Source organism: Shimia sp. (assembly GCF_965227725.1).
Taxonomy (GTDB): domain Bacteria; phylum Pseudomonadota; class Alphaproteobacteria; order Rhodobacterales; family Rhodobacteraceae; genus Shimia.
The window spans coordinates 51136-67782 of record NZ_CBDDGH010000004.1; the positions used below are offsets into that span (position 1 = coordinate 51136).

Sequence of the window (16647 nt, forward strand, 5' to 3'; positions counted from 1 at the left end):
CCCCATGGAATTTGGTATTTGTTTTAAAGGCTTCGTTGAGCCTGAGCGCGCCAAGGCACTTGTGCGCCAAGCCGAAAACGCAGGCTTCACCTACTGCTGGTTCTATGACAGCCACATCCTGTGGCGCGAAAGCTATGTGGCCATGGCCATGTGCATGGAGCACACCACCAAGATGAAATTCGGGCCTTGCGTCACCAACCCGAACACCCGCGATTGGTCCCACGCCGCCTCGCTCTTTGGCTCCCTTGCCAAGCAATCCGGCAACCGCTTTGAACTTGGCCTTGGCCGCGGCGACAGCGCCGTGCGCGTGATGGGCAAAAAGCCAGCCCCCCTCGCCCGCCTTGAGGAGTTTACTCATGTCGTGAAAGCCCTCGTGCGCGGCGATGAGGCACAATACGGCGACGCGCCAAACCCGATCCAGTTCCCATGGGCCACCGGCTATGAACTCCCCGTCTGGGTCGCCGCCTATGGCCCCAAGGCCCTGTCCTCAGCAGGCCGCGTCGGTGATGGTCTGATCCTGCAGATTGCCGAGCCTGCAATCATCAAATGGCTCACCGATCAGGCCATTGCCGCAGGCGAGGCCGAAGGCCGCGACATGTCCAACTTCGGCGTCATGGCCGCCGCGCCGGCCTACACAGGCGACCGCGCCAAAGGCCGCGAAGCCACCAAATGGTTCCCCGCCATGGTTGGCAACCACGTCGCTGACATCGTTGAGAAATACGGCACCGAGCGCGAAGACATCCCCAAAGCCCTGACCGAATACATCAAAGACCGCAAAGGCTATGACTATTCCAAACACGGCCAGAGCGATAACCCCTACCTCGACTTCATCACCGATGACATCGTCGACAGCTTCAGCGTTCTGGGCGAGATCGACGAGCACATCAGCAAGCTCAACGAACTCAAAGAGGCCGGTGTGACCCAGTTCAACATCTATCTGGACAATGGCGAGGAGGAGAAAATCATCTCCGACTACGGCAACCACATCATCCCGGCCTTCCAGGCACAGGCCGACGAGGCCATCGCAGCGGAATAAATCTGCCCCAGACATAACCGGCTCCGTGACCTATGGGGCCGGTACTCAGCCCAGCAGCCATGCAAGCTATGCTGCGGCCAGGGCCAAATCCCTCACAACCCCAGCGCTTCGCGCAGCGGCCCCATGCGGGAGCGGCTCACCGGCACCTTGCTGAGCGACTCCACCGTCTCAAAATACAGCGTGCCATTGTCCTTGTTGCGCTCAAAGCTGCTCACATGGCTCGGATTGATCAGATAGCTGCGGTGCGCCCTTAAGAACCCGCTCGCCTCCAGCCGGTTGGCCGCCTCCGTGATGGACCAGGGGCAAAACAGCTTCTCCGCCCCAAGATAGAGCACCGTATAATGCCCCTCCGCCCGAATGGCCGCGACCTGCGTCGGGTCTGCAAAAAACGTCTGCCCCTCACGCTCAAACGGCACCCCCGCCGTGGCCGCCAAAGGCTGTGGCGTCGGCGCAGGCTCTGCGACGGGCTCTGGCGGTGCGGTCTCGGTGTCTTCTTGCGGGGCAATGAAGGTGATCCCGGTCAGCAGGAAAGCCCCGCAAATCAGAAACACTGCCAGCGTGACCCCCATGGCCAGCACCTGATTGTCGAGCGCCGGGCCAGCGACAGCGGCGGCCTCACTGGGCAGAAACCCTGTGAGCAAGATCGCCACAAAATGCATGGAGAACACAGCAAAGCCAAAACACACGGTGCCCAGCACAATATTGCGCTGCGTGCGCGCATCATAGGCGACCCAGATCGCCAGAATCGACAGCACCACAGAGGCCACGGTGGAGATCACCACATCCAGCACGCCATAAACTGGTCGGCACAGCTGCATCCCGGCCATGCCGACATAGTGCATCACCACAATGCCAAGGCCGACAATCACACCTGCCCCAAGGATCACCTGCGGCGAGCGTTCTCGGAAGTGCAGCAGCAACAGCGCCAGCCCGACCATCAGGATCGCCACCAGCGCAGAGATCAAGGTGATCAGCGCGTCATAGAAAAACAGGATCGGCAGCTGCAGCCCCAGCATGGCGACAAAATGCATCGACCAGATGCCCCCGCCGAGCACCACCGCCGCCAGCGCCACCACAATCTTGCGCCGCGCATCGGGCAGCGCATTGGCCCCGCGTGTGAGGGACAACCCGGTGAACCCCGCCATCAGCGCCACCGCCAATGACGTCGCCACAAGCCAGGGGTTGTGCGAAAAATCCAACACGCCTGTGACCCTCCCCCGATCGCTGCCGTTTTGGTTGCTGTGGCGACGCTAGCAAAGCCCCCGTTCAAAGGCAATTTTCTCCCGCACTTTTATGGCGTTAGAAGTGCCGCACCGGGCTTTTCTCCCATGTCACAGATTTCCTGCGCGTTTTTGCGCCCTATTGCCCCGGCCCGCCGTTTCCGGCTAGGTCGGAAGCACCACAAAAGGCAGAGCGCAGATGAGCAGCACAATCTACATCCTCAACGGCCCCAACCTGAACCTTCTGGGCAAACGCGAGCCGGAGATTTACGGCCACGACACGCTGGCCGATGTTGAAACCTCCTGCGCCGCGGTCGGGGCCGCGCTTGGCTTGTCGGTGAAGCTGCTGCAATCCAATCACGAAGGCGAGCTGGTCGACTGGATCCATGAGGCCCGCGCGCAAGCGGCCGGGATCATCATCAACCCTGCCGCCTACAGCCATACGTCCGTAGCCATTCTGGATGCGCTCAACACCTTTGAAGGCCCGGTGCTGGAGGTGCATATCTCCAACATTCACAAACGCGAGACCTTCCGGCATCACTCCTATGTCTCTGCCCGCGCCGAAGGTGTGATCGCAGGCTTTGGCGTGGAAGGCTACGCACTGGCCATGCGCCGCATGGGCACACTGCTGGGTTAATCCTTCCGACCGACCGCAGGGAGGTCTGCGCCTGCCTGCCCCCCGGCAGGCGCATCTGCAACGGCTCAACAGATAGTGAGCCAAGTGGTTTGGGGAACCACAGCGCAGCCTTTCACGCTGCAAAAGCGCCTACCCAGGCAGGCGCCGCCCTCCCCTCATCACTTCTTGCGCATCGCATCCATCAACGCAGCGCCCAATGCGCCATTGCCGCTGTCTTGCTGCTTGGGCTTGGCACTGTAGTTGCCTCCGCCGCCACCGCCGCGCGGCCCTTTCCCACGCGGCCCGCCAGCAGGCCCACCACGTCCTTTGCCGCCAAAGCCCGCGCGTGCGTTGCGGTCTTCTTTGGCCGATGCCCCGCCATCCTTGCGCATGGAAAGCCCGATGCGTTTGCGCGGCACATCCACCTCGGTCACGGTGACCTTCACCACATCGCCAGCCTTCACCACCTCATGCGGGTCTTTCACAAAGCGATCCGCCAGCTGGCTCACATGCACCAAACCATCCTGATGCACGCCCACATCCACAAAGGCCCCAAAGGCCGCCACATTGGTCACTGTGCCTTCGAGCACCATGCCAGGCTTGAGGTCTGAAATCTCTTCCACCCCATCGGCAAAGGTCGCGGTCTTGAACGTCGGGCGCGGGTCACGCCCCGGCTTTTCCAGCTCGCTCAGAATATCGCGCACGGTTGGCAGACCAAACTTCTCGGAAACAAACTCCTCCGCCCGCAGCCGCTTCAGCGCCGCACCATCGCCCATAAGGCTGCGCACGTCCCGACCACAGGCCGAAACAATTTTGCGTGCCACATCATAGGCTTCCGGGTGCACCGCGCTGGCGTCTAGCGGCTCATCTCCTTCGGTGATCCGCAAGAACCCCGCGCATTGTTCAAAGGCCACCGGCCCCAAGCGCGCCACCTTCAACAGCTCCTTGCGCGAGCCAAAGGCGCCGTTTTCGTCCCGATGCGCCACAATCGCTTCTGCCAGACCGGGCCCAAGACCGGAGACATGCGCCAAGAGCGGTGCGGAGGCCATGTTCAGGTCCACACCGACCGCGTTCACCGCGTCTTCTACAACAGCTTCCAGCGACTTGCCCAAACGGTGCTGATCCACATCGTGCTGATACTGGCCAACCCCGATGGATTTCGGCTCGATCTTTACGAGCTCCGCCAACGGATCCTGCAAACGCCGCGCAATCGACACCGCGCCGCGCAAAGACACATCCAGCCCCGGGAACTCCCGCGCCGCCAGCTCGCTTGCGGAGTAAACCGAGGCCCCCGCCTCGCTCACCACCACTTTGGTCGGCGCTTTCACACCTTTGGGCAAATGCTTCAGCACCTCACCCACCAGCTTCTCGCTCTCCCGGCTCGCGGTGCCATTGCCAATCGCGACCAGCTCAACGCCATGTTTGGCAATCAGCGCCATCAAGGTCGCCTCTGCACCGCGCACATCATTCTTCGGCTGGAAGGGATAAATCGTGGCCGTATCCAACAGCTTGCCGGTGGCATCCACCACCGCCACTTTACAGCCCGTCCGAATGCCCGGGTCCAGACCCAGCGTCGCCTTTGCCCCCGCAGGAGCTGCCAGCAAAAGGTCTTTCAAGTTGCGCGCAAATACCTGAATGGCCTCTTCCTGTGCCCGCGCGCGCAGCTCGCCCATCAGATCCACAGTCATCGTCAGGCTCAGCTTCACCCGCCAGGTCCAGCCCGCCACTTTGCGCAGCCACAGATCACCGGGCGCCTCGCTGCGGGTGTCGAGGTAGCTCGCCACCATCATCTCCGCGCGCTCCTTGCCGCCCTCGGGATCAGGGCCAATGTCCAGCGAGATCACGCCTTCCTTGGAGGCGCGCATCATCGCCAGCGCACGGTGGCTTGGCACTTTGGACCACGGCTCGGAATGCTCAAAATAATCCGAAAACTTCGCGCCTGCCTGTTCCTGACCGGAAATCACCTTGGCCGCCACAATCGCCTCTTTCTGCAAGAAGCTGCGCAGCTCGCCCAAAAGCGTGGCATTCTCTGTCAGCCCTTCAGCGACAATATCGCGCGCGCCATCCAGCGCCGCTTTCACATCGGCCACGTTTTCGGTGACATAGCCCGCCGCCAGCGCCTCAGGGTCCGCCGTGCGATCCGCCAAAATCGCCTCTGCAAGCGGGGCCAGCCCGTTTTCCCGCGCAATCATCGCCTTGGTGCGGCGTTTGGGTTTGCAAGGCAGGTAAATATCTTCCAGCGCGGCTTTGGTCTCCGCCCCCACAATGGCTTTGGCCAGCGCATCGGTCATCTTGCCCTGCTCGGTGATCGAGGCGGCCACGGTCTCGCGCCGCGCTTCCAGCTCCCGCAGATAAGCCAGCCGATCCGCCAAGGTCCGCAGCTGGCTGTCATCCAGCCCACCTGTCACCTCTTTGCGGTACCGCGCCACAAACGGCACCGTCGCGCCCTCATCCAGAAGCTTCACAGCCGCTCCAACCTGATCCGGTTTGGCGGCAATCTCGCCAGCAATGGTGCGGAAAATGCGCGTGCTCGTATCCAAGGGGGCTCTCCTGAAAATCATTGGAGCACCCTTCTTAGCATTGCCTGCCGTGGGGCCAAGAGCGGAACGCCCCGCTCAGAGAAATACCGCCGAAAGAGCGTCACAACCCAGGGACGCGCCTGACCCTGGGTGGGCGCAGCATACCTCTGAAATGCCAGTTTATGGGGCCACCAACTCCAAGGAGAAGATTGGTCGCATCGCCGCAAATGCGCCCTCCCATGGGGAGGGTCGGGCGCGGCCCGGCGGGCTACGCCCTTATTTCCGGGCCAAGACGGGCCTTACCCGTCAAGCTCCAGCGTCTGCAAAAGCGCCTTCATGGTCGCGCGCTCTTCATCCGTCATGGCCGCCTTGCGGCTTTTAAACAGCGTTGCCTGCGACTTCAGCACCAAGGCATCAGACAGGATTTTCAGGTGGTTGGCCCGCAGCGTATCGCCTGTCGAGGTGATATCCGCCACGCCTTCCGCCGTCATATTCTTGATCGTGCCTTCGGTCGCGCCTTGGCTGTCCACCAGCTGATAATCCGCCACACCATTGTCGCGCAGGAATTCCCGCACCAGACGGTGATATTTGGTGGCAATCCGCATCCGGAACCCATGGGTCTCCCGGAACGCCGAGGCCGCCGCATCCAGATCATCCAGCGTGTCCACATCGGCCCAACAGCCCGGCACGGCAATGATCAGATCCGCATGGCCAAAGCCCAAAAGCGCCAGCTCCGCAACCTGCTGCTCCCACTGACCAAGCTTTTCGCGCACAAGATCGGTGCCCGTGACGCCAAGGTGAATGCGCCCTGCCGCCAGCTCACGCGGGATTTCCCCTGCCGACAGCAGCACCAGCTCCACGCCCTCAACGCCTTCAACGGCCCCTGCATATTCACGATCTGATCCCGTCCGGCTCAGCTGCACGCCGCGCGCGCCAAACCAGTCAAAGGTCTTCTCCATCAACCGCCCTTTGGAGGGCACACCCAGCTTGATGCTCATGCCGCGTCCTCCAGATCGACCAACACGCCGGGGCGGATCACACCACCCACAGCGGGAATTTCCCGTCCCTGACCAAGCACTTGGGTCAGCGCATCATAACGCCCGCCCGTGGCCACCGCAGGCAGATCCGCCCGATCCGGCACATAAAAGCCAAAGACAAACCCGTCGTAATATTCCATCGAGGTGCGGCCATAGCTGGCCTCAAACTCAAGGCTTTCCACGTCCACACCGCGCGCATCCAGCGCTTCCATACGCTCGCGCAACCGGCGCGCGGCTCCGCTGATCGCGGGCATGTCCACCGCCAGGTCGCGGATATGCTCAAGCGCATTGGGCAGCGTCTCGCGCACATTCAGCAGCGCTTCGATCAGCTCCACCTGCAAAGGCGAGATCGGCGCCGCCGCCGCATCCTCGCGCAGCGCCTCAATCCGCGCCGCCACCTCAGTTTGCGACCGCAAGCCAATATCGGTGAAGCCATGCGCCATCGGATCATCCGCCGCCAAAAGCGCCGCCCGACTTGCAGGCACCTCGCTGCGCCCGGCAAACCGATCCAGCAACGCCTTAAACCGCCGGGGCCGCCAGATGTGGCGCGCCAGCGCGCGTTTGCGCCGCTCGGTGGTTTCCAGCCCGGCCACTGCTGCAGCCAGAATGCCGATGTCACCCGTCGCGGCCCGCAGTTCCACGCCTTTCAGCGCGTCCTGCATCACCGCAAACACCTCAGCGTCACTCGCCGCAGGGTTCTCGCGGTCAAACACCTCATAGCCGACCTGCATATATTCATTGGCGCGCGCAGGATCATCCTCCTGCCGCCGGAACACCTCACCCGCGTAAGTGTAACGCGCCGGTTCCGCCCCATGGGCCATATGCATCTGAACGACAGGCACCGTGAAATCAGGGCGCAGCATCTGTTCCCCGCGCAGCGCATCAGAGGTCACATAGGCGCGCCCGCGAATGTCTTCGCCATACAGGTCCAGAAGCGCGTCCGCAGGCAGCAGAATCGGCGTTTCCACCGGCACCGCACCCGCCGCTTCAAAGCCAGCAGCCAGCGCTGCCGCCCGCGCGCGGATTTTGGATTTTTGTGCCATCAGCCCGCCTGCTCTTCGCTCTGAGACGCCAGAATCTCGCGCACCTTCGCCACCAGATCACCGCGTGGCACCTCAAACTGGCTCGGGCGTTCTTTCCACTCTTCCAATGTGGCGCTCTCGGCAATTTTTGCACCCAAGATCAGGTCTTTGAGCTGCACCACACCGTTGGCTTTCTCGTCACCACCTTCGATCACCGCCACAGGGCTGTTGCGCTTATCCGCGTATTTCAGCTGGTTGCCGAAGTTCTTCGGATTACCAAGATAAACCTCGGCGCGAATGCCAGCATTGCGCAGCTCCGCCACCATCGCCTGATAATCCGACATCCGGTCGCGATCCATCACGGTCACCACCACAGGCCCCGTGGCCACGCCACCAATACGACCTTTCTCGCGCAGCGCCGCCAGCAGGCGATCCACCCCGATCGACACCCCAACCGCAGGCACTTCTTGGCCAGTGAAGCGCTTCACCAAGCCATCATAACGACCACCGCCGGACACAGAGCCAAACTGCCGCTTGCGGCCCTTCTCATCGAGAATTTCAAAGGTCAGCTCCGCCTCAAACACCGGCCCGGTGTAATAGCCAAGGCCACGCACAATGGAGGGGTCGATCTCAATCCGGTCGCTGCCATAGCCCCCAGCGGCCAGCAGCTCGCCAATCTGCTCCAGCTCGGCAATGCCCTCAGCACCCACTTTGGAAGCGCCAACCGCACCGCGCAGATTGTCAAAGGTCTTGGCCACATCGTCGGCTTTAGAGGTCAGGAAGGCAATCACCGGCTCGATCTGATCGTCAGACAGGCCCACACCGTCGATGTAAGCACCAGAGGCATCCAGACGGCCTTTGCCCAGCAATTCGCGCACGCCGCTCTCGCCCACCTTGTCGAACTTGTCGATGGTGCGCAGCACGTTGTCGCGTGCCGCCTGATCGTCACCAAGACCCATCACTTCAAGCACACCGTTCATGACCTTGCGGTTGTTCACCCGCACAAGGAAATCCCCGCGCGGAATGCCCACGGTCTCCAGCGTGTCAGACAGCATCGCGCAGATTTCCGCATCCGCCGCCATGCTCGCCGTGCCTACAGTGTCTGCATCACATTGATAAAACTGACGATAGCGCCCCGGTCCGGGCTTTTCATTGCGCCACACCGGCCCCATCGCATAACGCCGATAAGGGTTGGGCAGATCATTGCGGTGCTGCGCATAGACTCGTGCCAAAGGCGCGGTCAGATCATAGCGCAGGGCCATCCAGTCACCCTGATCTTTCTCGTCAAATTCCTGCCAGGCAAACACGCCTTCATTGGGGCGATCAACATCCGGAAGGAACTTGCCCAGCGCCTCAACAGTTTCCACCGCGCTGCTCTCAAGCGCCTCAAAACCATAGCGATGATAGACCCCGGCGATCTGATGCAGCATCTCGGTGCGCTCGGTCACCTCCACACCAAAATAGTCGCGGAACCCCTTTGGCGTGACTGCCTTGGGGCGGGGGGCTTTCTTCTGCTTGGCCATATCCATGGTCCCTGAGTGAAATTACGTCGCCTGTGCCTTTACAGAATGCCCCGCAGAGGAGCAAGGAAAGGCTTTATGACAGCGCCCGGCCCTTACGGCACCCGGCCCCAAATCTGCCCCCGCAATCAAAGCCAGATTCACCGAATCTAAGGACACTTGCACAAAAATGTTCCGACATGCGTATTTGTCAGGCCTTTCGATGACCGACCTCACTTTGCCGTCCTTGGCACCGGAAAAAACCAAGACGCTGCTTTGGTCCATCGCAATTGCTCTTGGCACTGCGCTGATCTTCTTTGCCGTGCTGCGGGTTGAGGAAAACCACATCAGCAAGCATGAGCGTTTGCAGCTCGTGGAAATGACCGACAGTTTTGTGGCCGTGTTTTCCGATGCGCGCGGCGAGGACTCCCCTATTCCGGCGCATTTCCGGCGCCTTGGCATCGAGCATTTTTCCAGCACAGGACAAGTCGAGCGCGACGGGCGCGCCAACACGCAGATGCGCATGCCGGGCCTGCCCGGTCTGGAACTTGGCACCAGCGAAGATGATCCCCGCCTGTCCGAGGTCATCGCCGGATTTTCAGGCCAATCAAACCACGCGCCGGTGCACGAACAGCATTGGGAGAATGGCCGGCTCATCAGCCGCACCCTGGTGCCATCGATTGCGGAAAAAGAAACCTGTGTGAGCTGCCACAACACATTGCTTGGCGAAGAGGTGTTTCAACTGGGCGACGCGATGGGCGCCTATGTTGTTGAGCGCGACATGACCGCCAACGCGCTGGCAGATGCCAAATATGCCGCCGTCTGGTTCTTTGGCTCTCTGGCCGTCTTCTGGCTCATCGGCTTTCGCGAACACGCCCGCAACCTCCATGTGCTGCAGCTGAAATCGCAGGTCAAAATCGAGGAAATGAAAAACGCGGCAGACGCCAAGGAAAAGTTCCTGCTGTCCCATGATCCGCTGACCGGCCTGCCCAACCGCAAGCTCTTCAACGAGCATTTGCGCGAGAGCTTTGATCTGCCCGAACGCAACACCCTGACCGCGGCGCTGGTGGATCTGGATGACTTCAAACTGGTGAACGACACCATGGGCCACGCCGCCGGTGATGCCCTGTTGGTTGAGGTCGCCCAGCGCCTGAAAGCAGCCACCCGCGATGTGGATGCGATGGTCGCGCGCTTGGGCGGCGATGAATTTGCCCTGATCTGGAACGCCCGCAACGCCTTCAGCCTTGGCGCGGCAGTGGCCCCGCGTATGCTCGCGCAGGTCACCCGTCCGATGGAATTTGAGAACTGGTCCATCACCCCGAAATGCTCCATTGGTCTGGCCTGCGCCGATCAGGGCATGGGGCAAACGCCAAGCGAATTGCTCAAGGCCGCAGACGCCGCGCTCTATTCGGCCAAAGGGCTCGGCAAAAACACCTATCAGGAATACGACAAGGTCATCGACGCCTGTATGCAGCGGCAGAAGACCATCGCCGCCCGCCTGCCTGACGCGATCCGCAATGGCGACATCCGTGTCGCGCTGCAGCCGCAGGTCAATCTGAGCAACCGGCAATTCCGCGGATTTGAAGCGCTGGCGCGCTGGCGTCTGGACGGCGAAGACATCTCACCCGACGAGTTCATCACCATCGCCGAAAGCTCCGGCGTGGTGAAAGACCTCGATCTCTATGTGCTCAAAAAAGCCGCCCGCTTTGCCAGAACGCTGAGCGCGGATATGGGCATGCCGGTGCCCATTTCTGTCAATGTTTCCGCCAAAAGCTTCCGCAGCCTGTCCCTTGCCGAGGACATTCAGGACATTCTCTGGACCACGGGGTTTGATCCCGAACTTCTGACACTGGAAGTGACCGAAACCGCCGCAATGGAAAAGATGGAGGCGGTTCAGGCCACAATGGGCGCTCTGCGCAAACAGGGCGTGCGCAGCGCGCTGGATGATTTTGGCACCGGCTATTCCTCACTCGCCTACCTGCTGCGCATGGAATTTGACGAGATCAAGATTGACCGGGAATTTGTGCGCGACATTCACGCGGGCAATGACAACCACATTCTGGTCCGTCACCTCGCCGATATGCTGTGCCAGCTCGACATTGATCTGGTGGTGGAAGGCATCGAAACCGAAGAGCAGATCGCGCTGCTGCACGGGGTCGGCAACCGCGTGGGTCAGGGCTATCTCTTCTCCCGTCCGCTGGAGCTGGAGGATGTGGAGGGCTATCTGCGCACCGCGCTCAACCTGCCGGACGGCGCAGCACAGACCGGCACCAAGGGCTAACCGGCACCAACGGCTGATTTGAACCGAAGCCTAAAGCGCACCGAGGTCGTCGGCGATCTCCTGCGCGATGGCTACGCCATCCACCCCTTCGCGCTCTGCTGACACGCGCAGCCCCAGCAGATCAGACTGATAGCGCCGCGCCAAAGCCTTGGGATTATGCGCCGCATCAATCTCCCCGGCGGCCTGCGCCTGCGCAAACAAGGCGGCAAAGGTGGCTTCCATCTTCAACAGATGCTGGCTCGCGGTTTCAGCAAGCGGGTGGTTGTGCGCCCGCAGCTCCAACAGCGTTTTTGACAACATACAGGCTTTGGCCGGTGCCGCCCCATTGCCGATCGCAATCTGCGGCCAACGCTTGAGCGCCTCAAGCGGCCCGAGCTCCTGCGCCAATGCGGTCAGCCCCGCCACCCCGTCAGAGGCATATTGATTTAGCGCCAGCTCAAACAGCGCGTCCTTGGAGCCGAAAGCCGCATAGAAGCTGCCCGGCTTCATCTGAAGCTCTGCCTCCAGATCCTTGAGCGACGTGCCCGCCCAGCCGCGCTGCCAGAACAGATCACGGGCGCGGCCTATCAACTCTTGGCGGTCATAATTTGGCTTTCGGGGCATCACGGACTCGTTACGGCTAATTCTTGAATGATTGCTCAACAATATACTTGAGTGATCACTCAATAAAGCCTAAATGAGTCTCATCAACACTGATTCACAGGAATAATCCTCATGAGCTTCCCGTCCCACGACCTCGAAACCGCCCCAGAAGCCTCCAAGCCGCTGCTGGAAAACTCCCAGAAAGCCTTTGGCCGCCTGCCCGGTCTGCACAAGGTTCTGGCAGAGAGCCCACAGGCCTATGAAGGCTACCAGCTGCTGCACAAACTCTTCACCGAGACCGATTTTGACGCCGATGAGCTCACCGTTGTCTGGCAGTCCATCAACGTTGAGCACGCCTGCCACTACTGTGTGCCAGCCCACACCGGCATCGCGAAAATGATGAAAGTGTCTGACGAGATCACCGAGGCGCTGCGCAACGAAACCCCGCTGCCTTCCGCCAAGCTGGAAGCTCTGCGCACCTTCACCGTGCAGATGGTGCGTGAACGCGGCAACGTGTCTGAAGCGCAGATGAAAGCTTTCTTTGATGCAGGCTACGGCCACCGCGCGGTGCTCGACGTGATCCTCGGTCTGGCGCAGAAAACCATGTCCAACTACGTCAACCACGTGGCACAGACCCCGGTCGACGAAGTGTTCCACCCGCTGAAATGGGAACGCGGCAACACCCCTCTGGAGGTGTAATCCCGCCCGGCCCTTCAGGGCCAACGGAGCAAAACACGGGGCTGCGCTTGACGGCGCGGCCCCTTCACGCCTATGGCAGGCGCATGGAACACACCGTGCAAAAGCTTGAAGAACAAATCGCCCACCTGACCCGCACCATCGAGGATCTCAGCGATGTTGTGGCCCGTCAGGACAGCGAGATTGCCCTGCTCACCCGCCGTGTGCACATGCTGATGGAACGCGAAGCCAGCCGCGAAGCCGAAGGCGGCGGCGGTGTGGTGATCGGCGACGAACGCCCGCCGCATTATTGACCTTCCAGTGGCTCAGCTGCGCTGAGCCTGCTTGAGGGCGCTGCCCTCGTCACATCAATGATGTGACTTCACCCGGGATATTTTTGGAATGAGAAAGCTGGCGGGTGTTTCCTCCCCCGCAGGGCTGAGATAGCCTGTGGCAATGACCACAGCTCCCCGATTCATTCACCTGCGCACCCACACGGAATACTCTCTGCTGGAGGGCGCCGTGCGCGTAAAAAAACTGCCCGCGCTTTGTGAAAAGATGGGCATGCCCGCCGTCGCCATCACCGACACCAACAGCCTGTTTGCGGCGCTGGAATTCTCGGTCGGGGCGCAAAACGCGGGCATTCAGCCGATCGTCGGCTGTCAGGTCGATCTGCACATGCCGCACAACGACCCGACCGGTCGCACGGCCCCGCCGCCCCCGGCCCCCATCGTGCTGCTGAGCCAGCGCGAGGAAGGCTATGAAAACCTTATGAAGCTGTCCTCCTGCCTCTATGTGGACAAAGGCGGGCAGCTGCCGCAGGTCACCATGGAGGAGCTGGCGGAGCGCTCTGCTGGGTTGATCTGTCTCACCGGCGGGCCGGACGGGCCCATGGGCCGCATGATGCGCAACGGCCAGCATGATGCCGCCCGCGCCATGATGACCCGTTTCAAAGAGATTTTTGACGACCGCCTCTATGTGGAGCTGCAGCGTCACCCCGGCGAGCACGGCAAGCCTGAGGCTGAACAGCTGACCGAGCGCGGCTTTATCGAGATGGCCTACGCCATGGACATCCCGCTGGTCGCCACCAATGATGTCTACTTCCCTACAACCGATATGTATGAGGCGCATGATGCGCTGATCTGTATCTCGGAAGGGGCCTATGTGGATCAGCAGGAGGGCCGCCGCCGCCTGACCCCGCAGCACTATTTCAAATCGCAAGAAGAGATGATCACGCTCTTTGCCGATCTCCCTGAGGCGATTGAAAACACAGTGGAAATCGCCAAACGCTGCGCCTTTGCCACCTATCTGCGCGACCCGATCCTGCCCAAATTTGCCGACGATGAGGTGGCTGAGCTGCGTCGCATCGCCAATGAAGGCCTGCAGGCCCGCCTTGCGGTGATCCCCCACGCCGTGAGTGTGGAGGAATATCAGGAGCGGCTCGATTTTGAGCTGGGCATCATCGAAGGCATGGGCTTTCCCGGCTACTTCCTGATCGTTGCGGACTTTATCCAATGGGGCAAAGATCACGGCATCCCCGTAGGCCCGGGCCGGGGCTCCGGTGCGGGCAGCCTTGTGGCCTATGCGCTCACCATCACCGACCTTGACCCGCTGCGCTACTCGCTGCTGTTTGAACGCTTCCTCAACCCGGAACGGGTCTCGATGCCCGACTTCGACATCGACTTCTGCATGGACCGCCGCGAGGAGGTCATCAAATACGTGCAGCAGAAATACGGCCGCGACAAAGTGGGGCAGATCATCACCTTTGGTGCGCTGCTGTCCAAGGCCGCCGTGCGCGACATCGGCCGCGTGCTGCAGATGCCATACGGTCAGGTGGACCGCCTCTCCAAGCTGATCCCGGTGGAGGGCGTGAAGCCCATGTCCATCGCCGACAGTCTCAAGGAAGAGCCGCGCCTGCGCGAAGAGGCCGAAAACGAAGAGGTGGTGAACCGCCTCCTGACCTACGGCCAACAGGTTGAAGGGCTGTTGCGGAACGCCTCCACCCACGCCGCCGGTGTGGTGATTGGCGACCGTCCGCTGGACGCGCTGGTGCCGCTTTACCAAGATCCGCGTTCTGACATGCCCGCCACCCAATTCAATATGAAATGGGTCGAACAGGCGGGGCTTGTGAAGTTCGACTTCTTGGGTCTGAAAACCCTGACAGTGATCCAGAACGCCATTGAGCAAATCCACAGCTCGGGCCGCCCGCTGCATGTGGCCGCCGATGGCACCCAGCTTTATGAGCCTGCAGAGGGGGCCGAAAACCAGATCAACGCCATCCCGCTGGATGACGGGCCGACCTACAAGCTTTACTCCGACGCCAAAACCGTCGCCGTGTTCCAGGTGGAATCCACCGGCATGATGGATGCGCTTAAGCGCATGAAACCCACCTGTATTGAGGACATCGTTGCGCTTGTGGCGCTCTACCGTCCGGGTCCGATGGAGAACATCCCGGTCTATTGCGAGGTCAAAAACGGGCAGCGCGAGATCGAATCTGTCCACCCGCTGATCGACCACATCCTTGAGGAAACCCAGGGCATCATCGTTTATCAGGAACAGGTGATGCAGATCGCGCAGGTCATGGCGGGCTACTCCCTTGGCGGCGCCGACCTGTTGCGCCGCGCCATGGGTAAGAAGATCAAAGAGGCGATGGACGCCGAGCGCCCGAAATTTGAAAAAGGCGCGGCGGAAAACGGTGTTCCGGCCAAGAAAGCCTCCGAGGTTTTCGACCTTCTGGAAAAATTCGCCAACTACGGCTTTAACAAATCCCACGCGGCCGCCTATGCGGTGGTGAGCTATCAGACCGCCTGGCTCAAAGCCAACCACCCGGTTGAATTCATGGCCGGGGTGATGAACTGCGATATCCACCTCACAGATAAGCTCGCGGTCTATTTTGAAGAGGTCAAAAAGGCGCTCAAACTGCCCTATGTGCCGCCCTGCGTGAACCGCTCTGACGCCACCTTCAAAGTGGTCGACGGCGCGCTGGTCTACGCCCTTGGGGCGCTGAAAAACGTCGGTGTGGAGGCGATGAAACTCGTCACCGAAGGCCGCAAGGTCGACGGGCAGGACAAGCCTTTTGCCACGCTATTTGATTTTGCCCGTCGGGTCGATCTCAAAAAAGTGGGCAAACGCCCGCTGGAAATGCTCGCCCGCTCCGGCGCCTTTGATCAGCTCGATGGCAACCGCCGCCGTGTGCTGGAAAGCCTCGATGGTCTGGTGAACTACTCCGCCGCCATTCATGAGCAGAAGACCTCCAATCAGGTCTCGCTCTTTGGCGAGGCCGGGGATGACCTGCCAGAGCCGCGCCTCTCCCCTGCCGGAGACTGGCTACAGGCCGAGCGTCTGGACGAGGAAGCCAAAGCGATTGGTTTCTTCCTCTCCGGTCACCCGCTCGAAGACTATATGGCCGCCCTGAAACGCAAGCAGGTGCTCACGCTGGACGAGCTCACCGACAAGGCGCGCGGTGGGGCCTGTATCGCCAAACTCGCCGGTCGTGTTTCCGGCCGACAGGAACGCAAATCCGCACGCGGCAACCGCTTCGCCTTTGCCCAGCTCTCCGACCCGACCGGGGCCTATGAGGTCACGATCTTCTCGGACACACTGGAAAAATGCCGCGAGTATCTCGAAACCGGCTCCAAAGTGGTCGTGACCGTGAAGGCAGAAATGGAAAGTGATCAGCTCAAGCTGCTGGCCCAATCCATGACGCCGGTAGACACCATCGTCGCAGATGCTGGGAATGCGGGCCTCAAGATCTTCCTCGATGACGCCAGCGCCGTGGGGCCTGTGGCCAACATCCTGCAGGGTGCCAAGGAAAGCATGCCCAAAGCTCCCAAAGGCCCGATTGTGTTCTGCCTCACCAATATGGAGCTGCCCGGCGAGGTGGAGATCGACGCGGGCGCAGGCTTCCCGGTCAATCCCCAGATCAAAAGCGCGCTGAAATCCGTCGAAGGGGTGATGGCGGTGCAGGAGGTCTAACCTCCCGCGCTGAGCCTTTTGAGGACTCCGCCCTCGCCCGATTACAGATGGGACTTCACCCGAGTTTTTTTTGGCAAGAGGAAGGCGCAACGCGCGCCGCCTTAAGGTTTTGCAGCCGCCTGCATTTGGCACCTACGCAATACAGCCGCGATACAGACGCAATACCGACGTCGCGATTTATGGTT

Annotated in this window: 12 protein-coding genes; 6 read left to right on the plus strand and 6 right to left on the minus strand. The window is 61.0% G+C overall.

Going from position 1 to position 16647, the window contains the following annotated elements; translation table 11 throughout:
- Nucleotides 1-4: 4 nt before the first annotated feature.
- Nucleotides 5-1036: a TIGR03842 family LLM class F420-dependent oxidoreductase gene (locus ACO07T_RS08145; protein WP_422048990.1), complete on the plus strand. Its 1032-nt coding sequence runs from the start codon at nucleotides 5-7 to the stop codon at nucleotides 1034-1036.
- Between the two features lie 92 nt (nucleotides 1037-1128).
- Here ACO07T_RS08145 and ACO07T_RS08150 read toward each other — a convergent pair whose 3' ends face one another.
- Nucleotides 1129-2238 carry an MHYT domain-containing protein gene (locus ACO07T_RS08150; RefSeq protein WP_422048991.1) on the minus strand — a complete coding sequence of 370 codons (1110 nt, stop codon included), beginning with the start codon at nucleotides 2236-2238 and terminating at the stop codon, nucleotides 1129-1131.
- Between the two features lie 217 nt (nucleotides 2239-2455).
- Here ACO07T_RS08150 and aroQ point away from each other — a divergent pair, with 217 nt between their 5' ends.
- The gene (gene aroQ, locus ACO07T_RS08155) at nucleotides 2456-2893 is read left to right on the plus strand and encodes a type II 3-dehydroquinate dehydratase (protein WP_422048992.1); all 438 of its coding nucleotides are present in this window, start codon (nucleotides 2456-2458) and stop codon (nucleotides 2891-2893) included.
- Nucleotides 2894-3051: 158 nt separating this feature from the next.
- On the opposite strand, the gene ACO07T_RS08160 is transcribed toward aroQ, so the two are convergent.
- The 4 genes from ACO07T_RS08160 to hisS all read right to left on the minus strand — a co-directional run bounded on the left by ACO07T_RS08160 (nucleotide 3052) and on the right by hisS (nucleotide 8973).
- Complete coding sequence (locus tag ACO07T_RS08160) at nucleotides 3052-5412, minus strand: Tex family protein (protein ID WP_422048993.1); 2361 nt, start codon at nucleotides 5410-5412, stop codon at nucleotides 3052-3054.
- Between the two features lie 278 nt (nucleotides 5413-5690).
- On the minus strand, nucleotides 5691-6389 hold the full coding sequence (gene hisG, locus ACO07T_RS08165) for an ATP phosphoribosyltransferase (RefSeq protein ID WP_209077361.1): 699 nt from the start codon (nucleotides 6387-6389) through the stop codon (nucleotides 5691-5693).
- The gene (locus ACO07T_RS08170; RefSeq protein ID WP_422048994.1) at nucleotides 6386-7471 is read right to left on the minus strand and encodes an ATP phosphoribosyltransferase regulatory subunit; all 1086 of its coding nucleotides are present in this window, start codon (nucleotides 7469-7471) and stop codon (nucleotides 6386-6388) included. Before ACO07T_RS08170 ends, hisG begins: the two co-directional genes overlap by 4 nt.
- A complete protein-coding gene (hisS, locus tag ACO07T_RS08175) occupies nucleotides 7471-8973 on the minus strand; it encodes a histidine--tRNA ligase (protein WP_422048995.1) in 1503 nt (500 codons plus the stop codon). Before hisS ends, ACO07T_RS08170 begins: the two co-directional genes overlap by 1 nt.
- A 199-nt stretch (nucleotides 8974-9172) precedes the next feature.
- On the opposite strand from hisS, the gene ACO07T_RS08180 reads away from it, so the two are divergent.
- Nucleotides 9173-11230, plus strand: a complete 2058-nt coding sequence (locus ACO07T_RS08180) for a putative bifunctional diguanylate cyclase/phosphodiesterase (RefSeq protein WP_422048996.1) — start codon at nucleotides 9173-9175, stop codon at nucleotides 11228-11230.
- 30 nt (nucleotides 11231-11260) lie between these two features.
- On the opposite strand, the gene ACO07T_RS08185 is transcribed toward ACO07T_RS08180, so the two are convergent.
- A complete protein-coding gene (locus ACO07T_RS08185) occupies nucleotides 11261-11833 on the minus strand; it encodes a TetR/AcrR family transcriptional regulator (protein ID WP_209077353.1) in 573 nt (190 codons plus the stop codon).
- A gap of 111 nt (nucleotides 11834-11944) precedes the next feature.
- On the opposite strand from ACO07T_RS08185, the gene ACO07T_RS08190 reads away from it, so the two are divergent.
- The 3 genes from ACO07T_RS08190 (at nucleotide 11945) to dnaE (ending at nucleotide 16462) form a co-directional block, all read left to right on the plus strand.
- Nucleotides 11945-12511 carry a carboxymuconolactone decarboxylase family protein gene (locus tag ACO07T_RS08190; RefSeq protein ID WP_209059951.1) on the plus strand — a complete coding sequence of 189 codons (567 nt, stop codon included), beginning with the start codon at nucleotides 11945-11947 and terminating at the stop codon, nucleotides 12509-12511.
- Nucleotides 12512-12606: 95 nt separating this feature from the next.
- Nucleotides 12607-12801, plus strand: a complete 195-nt coding sequence (locus ACO07T_RS08195; RefSeq protein ID WP_209077555.1) for a SlyX family protein — start codon at nucleotides 12607-12609, stop codon at nucleotides 12799-12801.
- A gap of 142 nt (nucleotides 12802-12943) precedes the next feature.
- Nucleotides 12944-16462: a DNA polymerase III subunit alpha gene (dnaE, locus tag ACO07T_RS08200; RefSeq protein WP_422048997.1), complete on the plus strand. Its 3519-nt coding sequence runs from the start codon at nucleotides 12944-12946 to the stop codon at nucleotides 16460-16462.
- The last annotated feature ends 185 nt before the right edge of the window (nucleotides 16463-16647 follow it).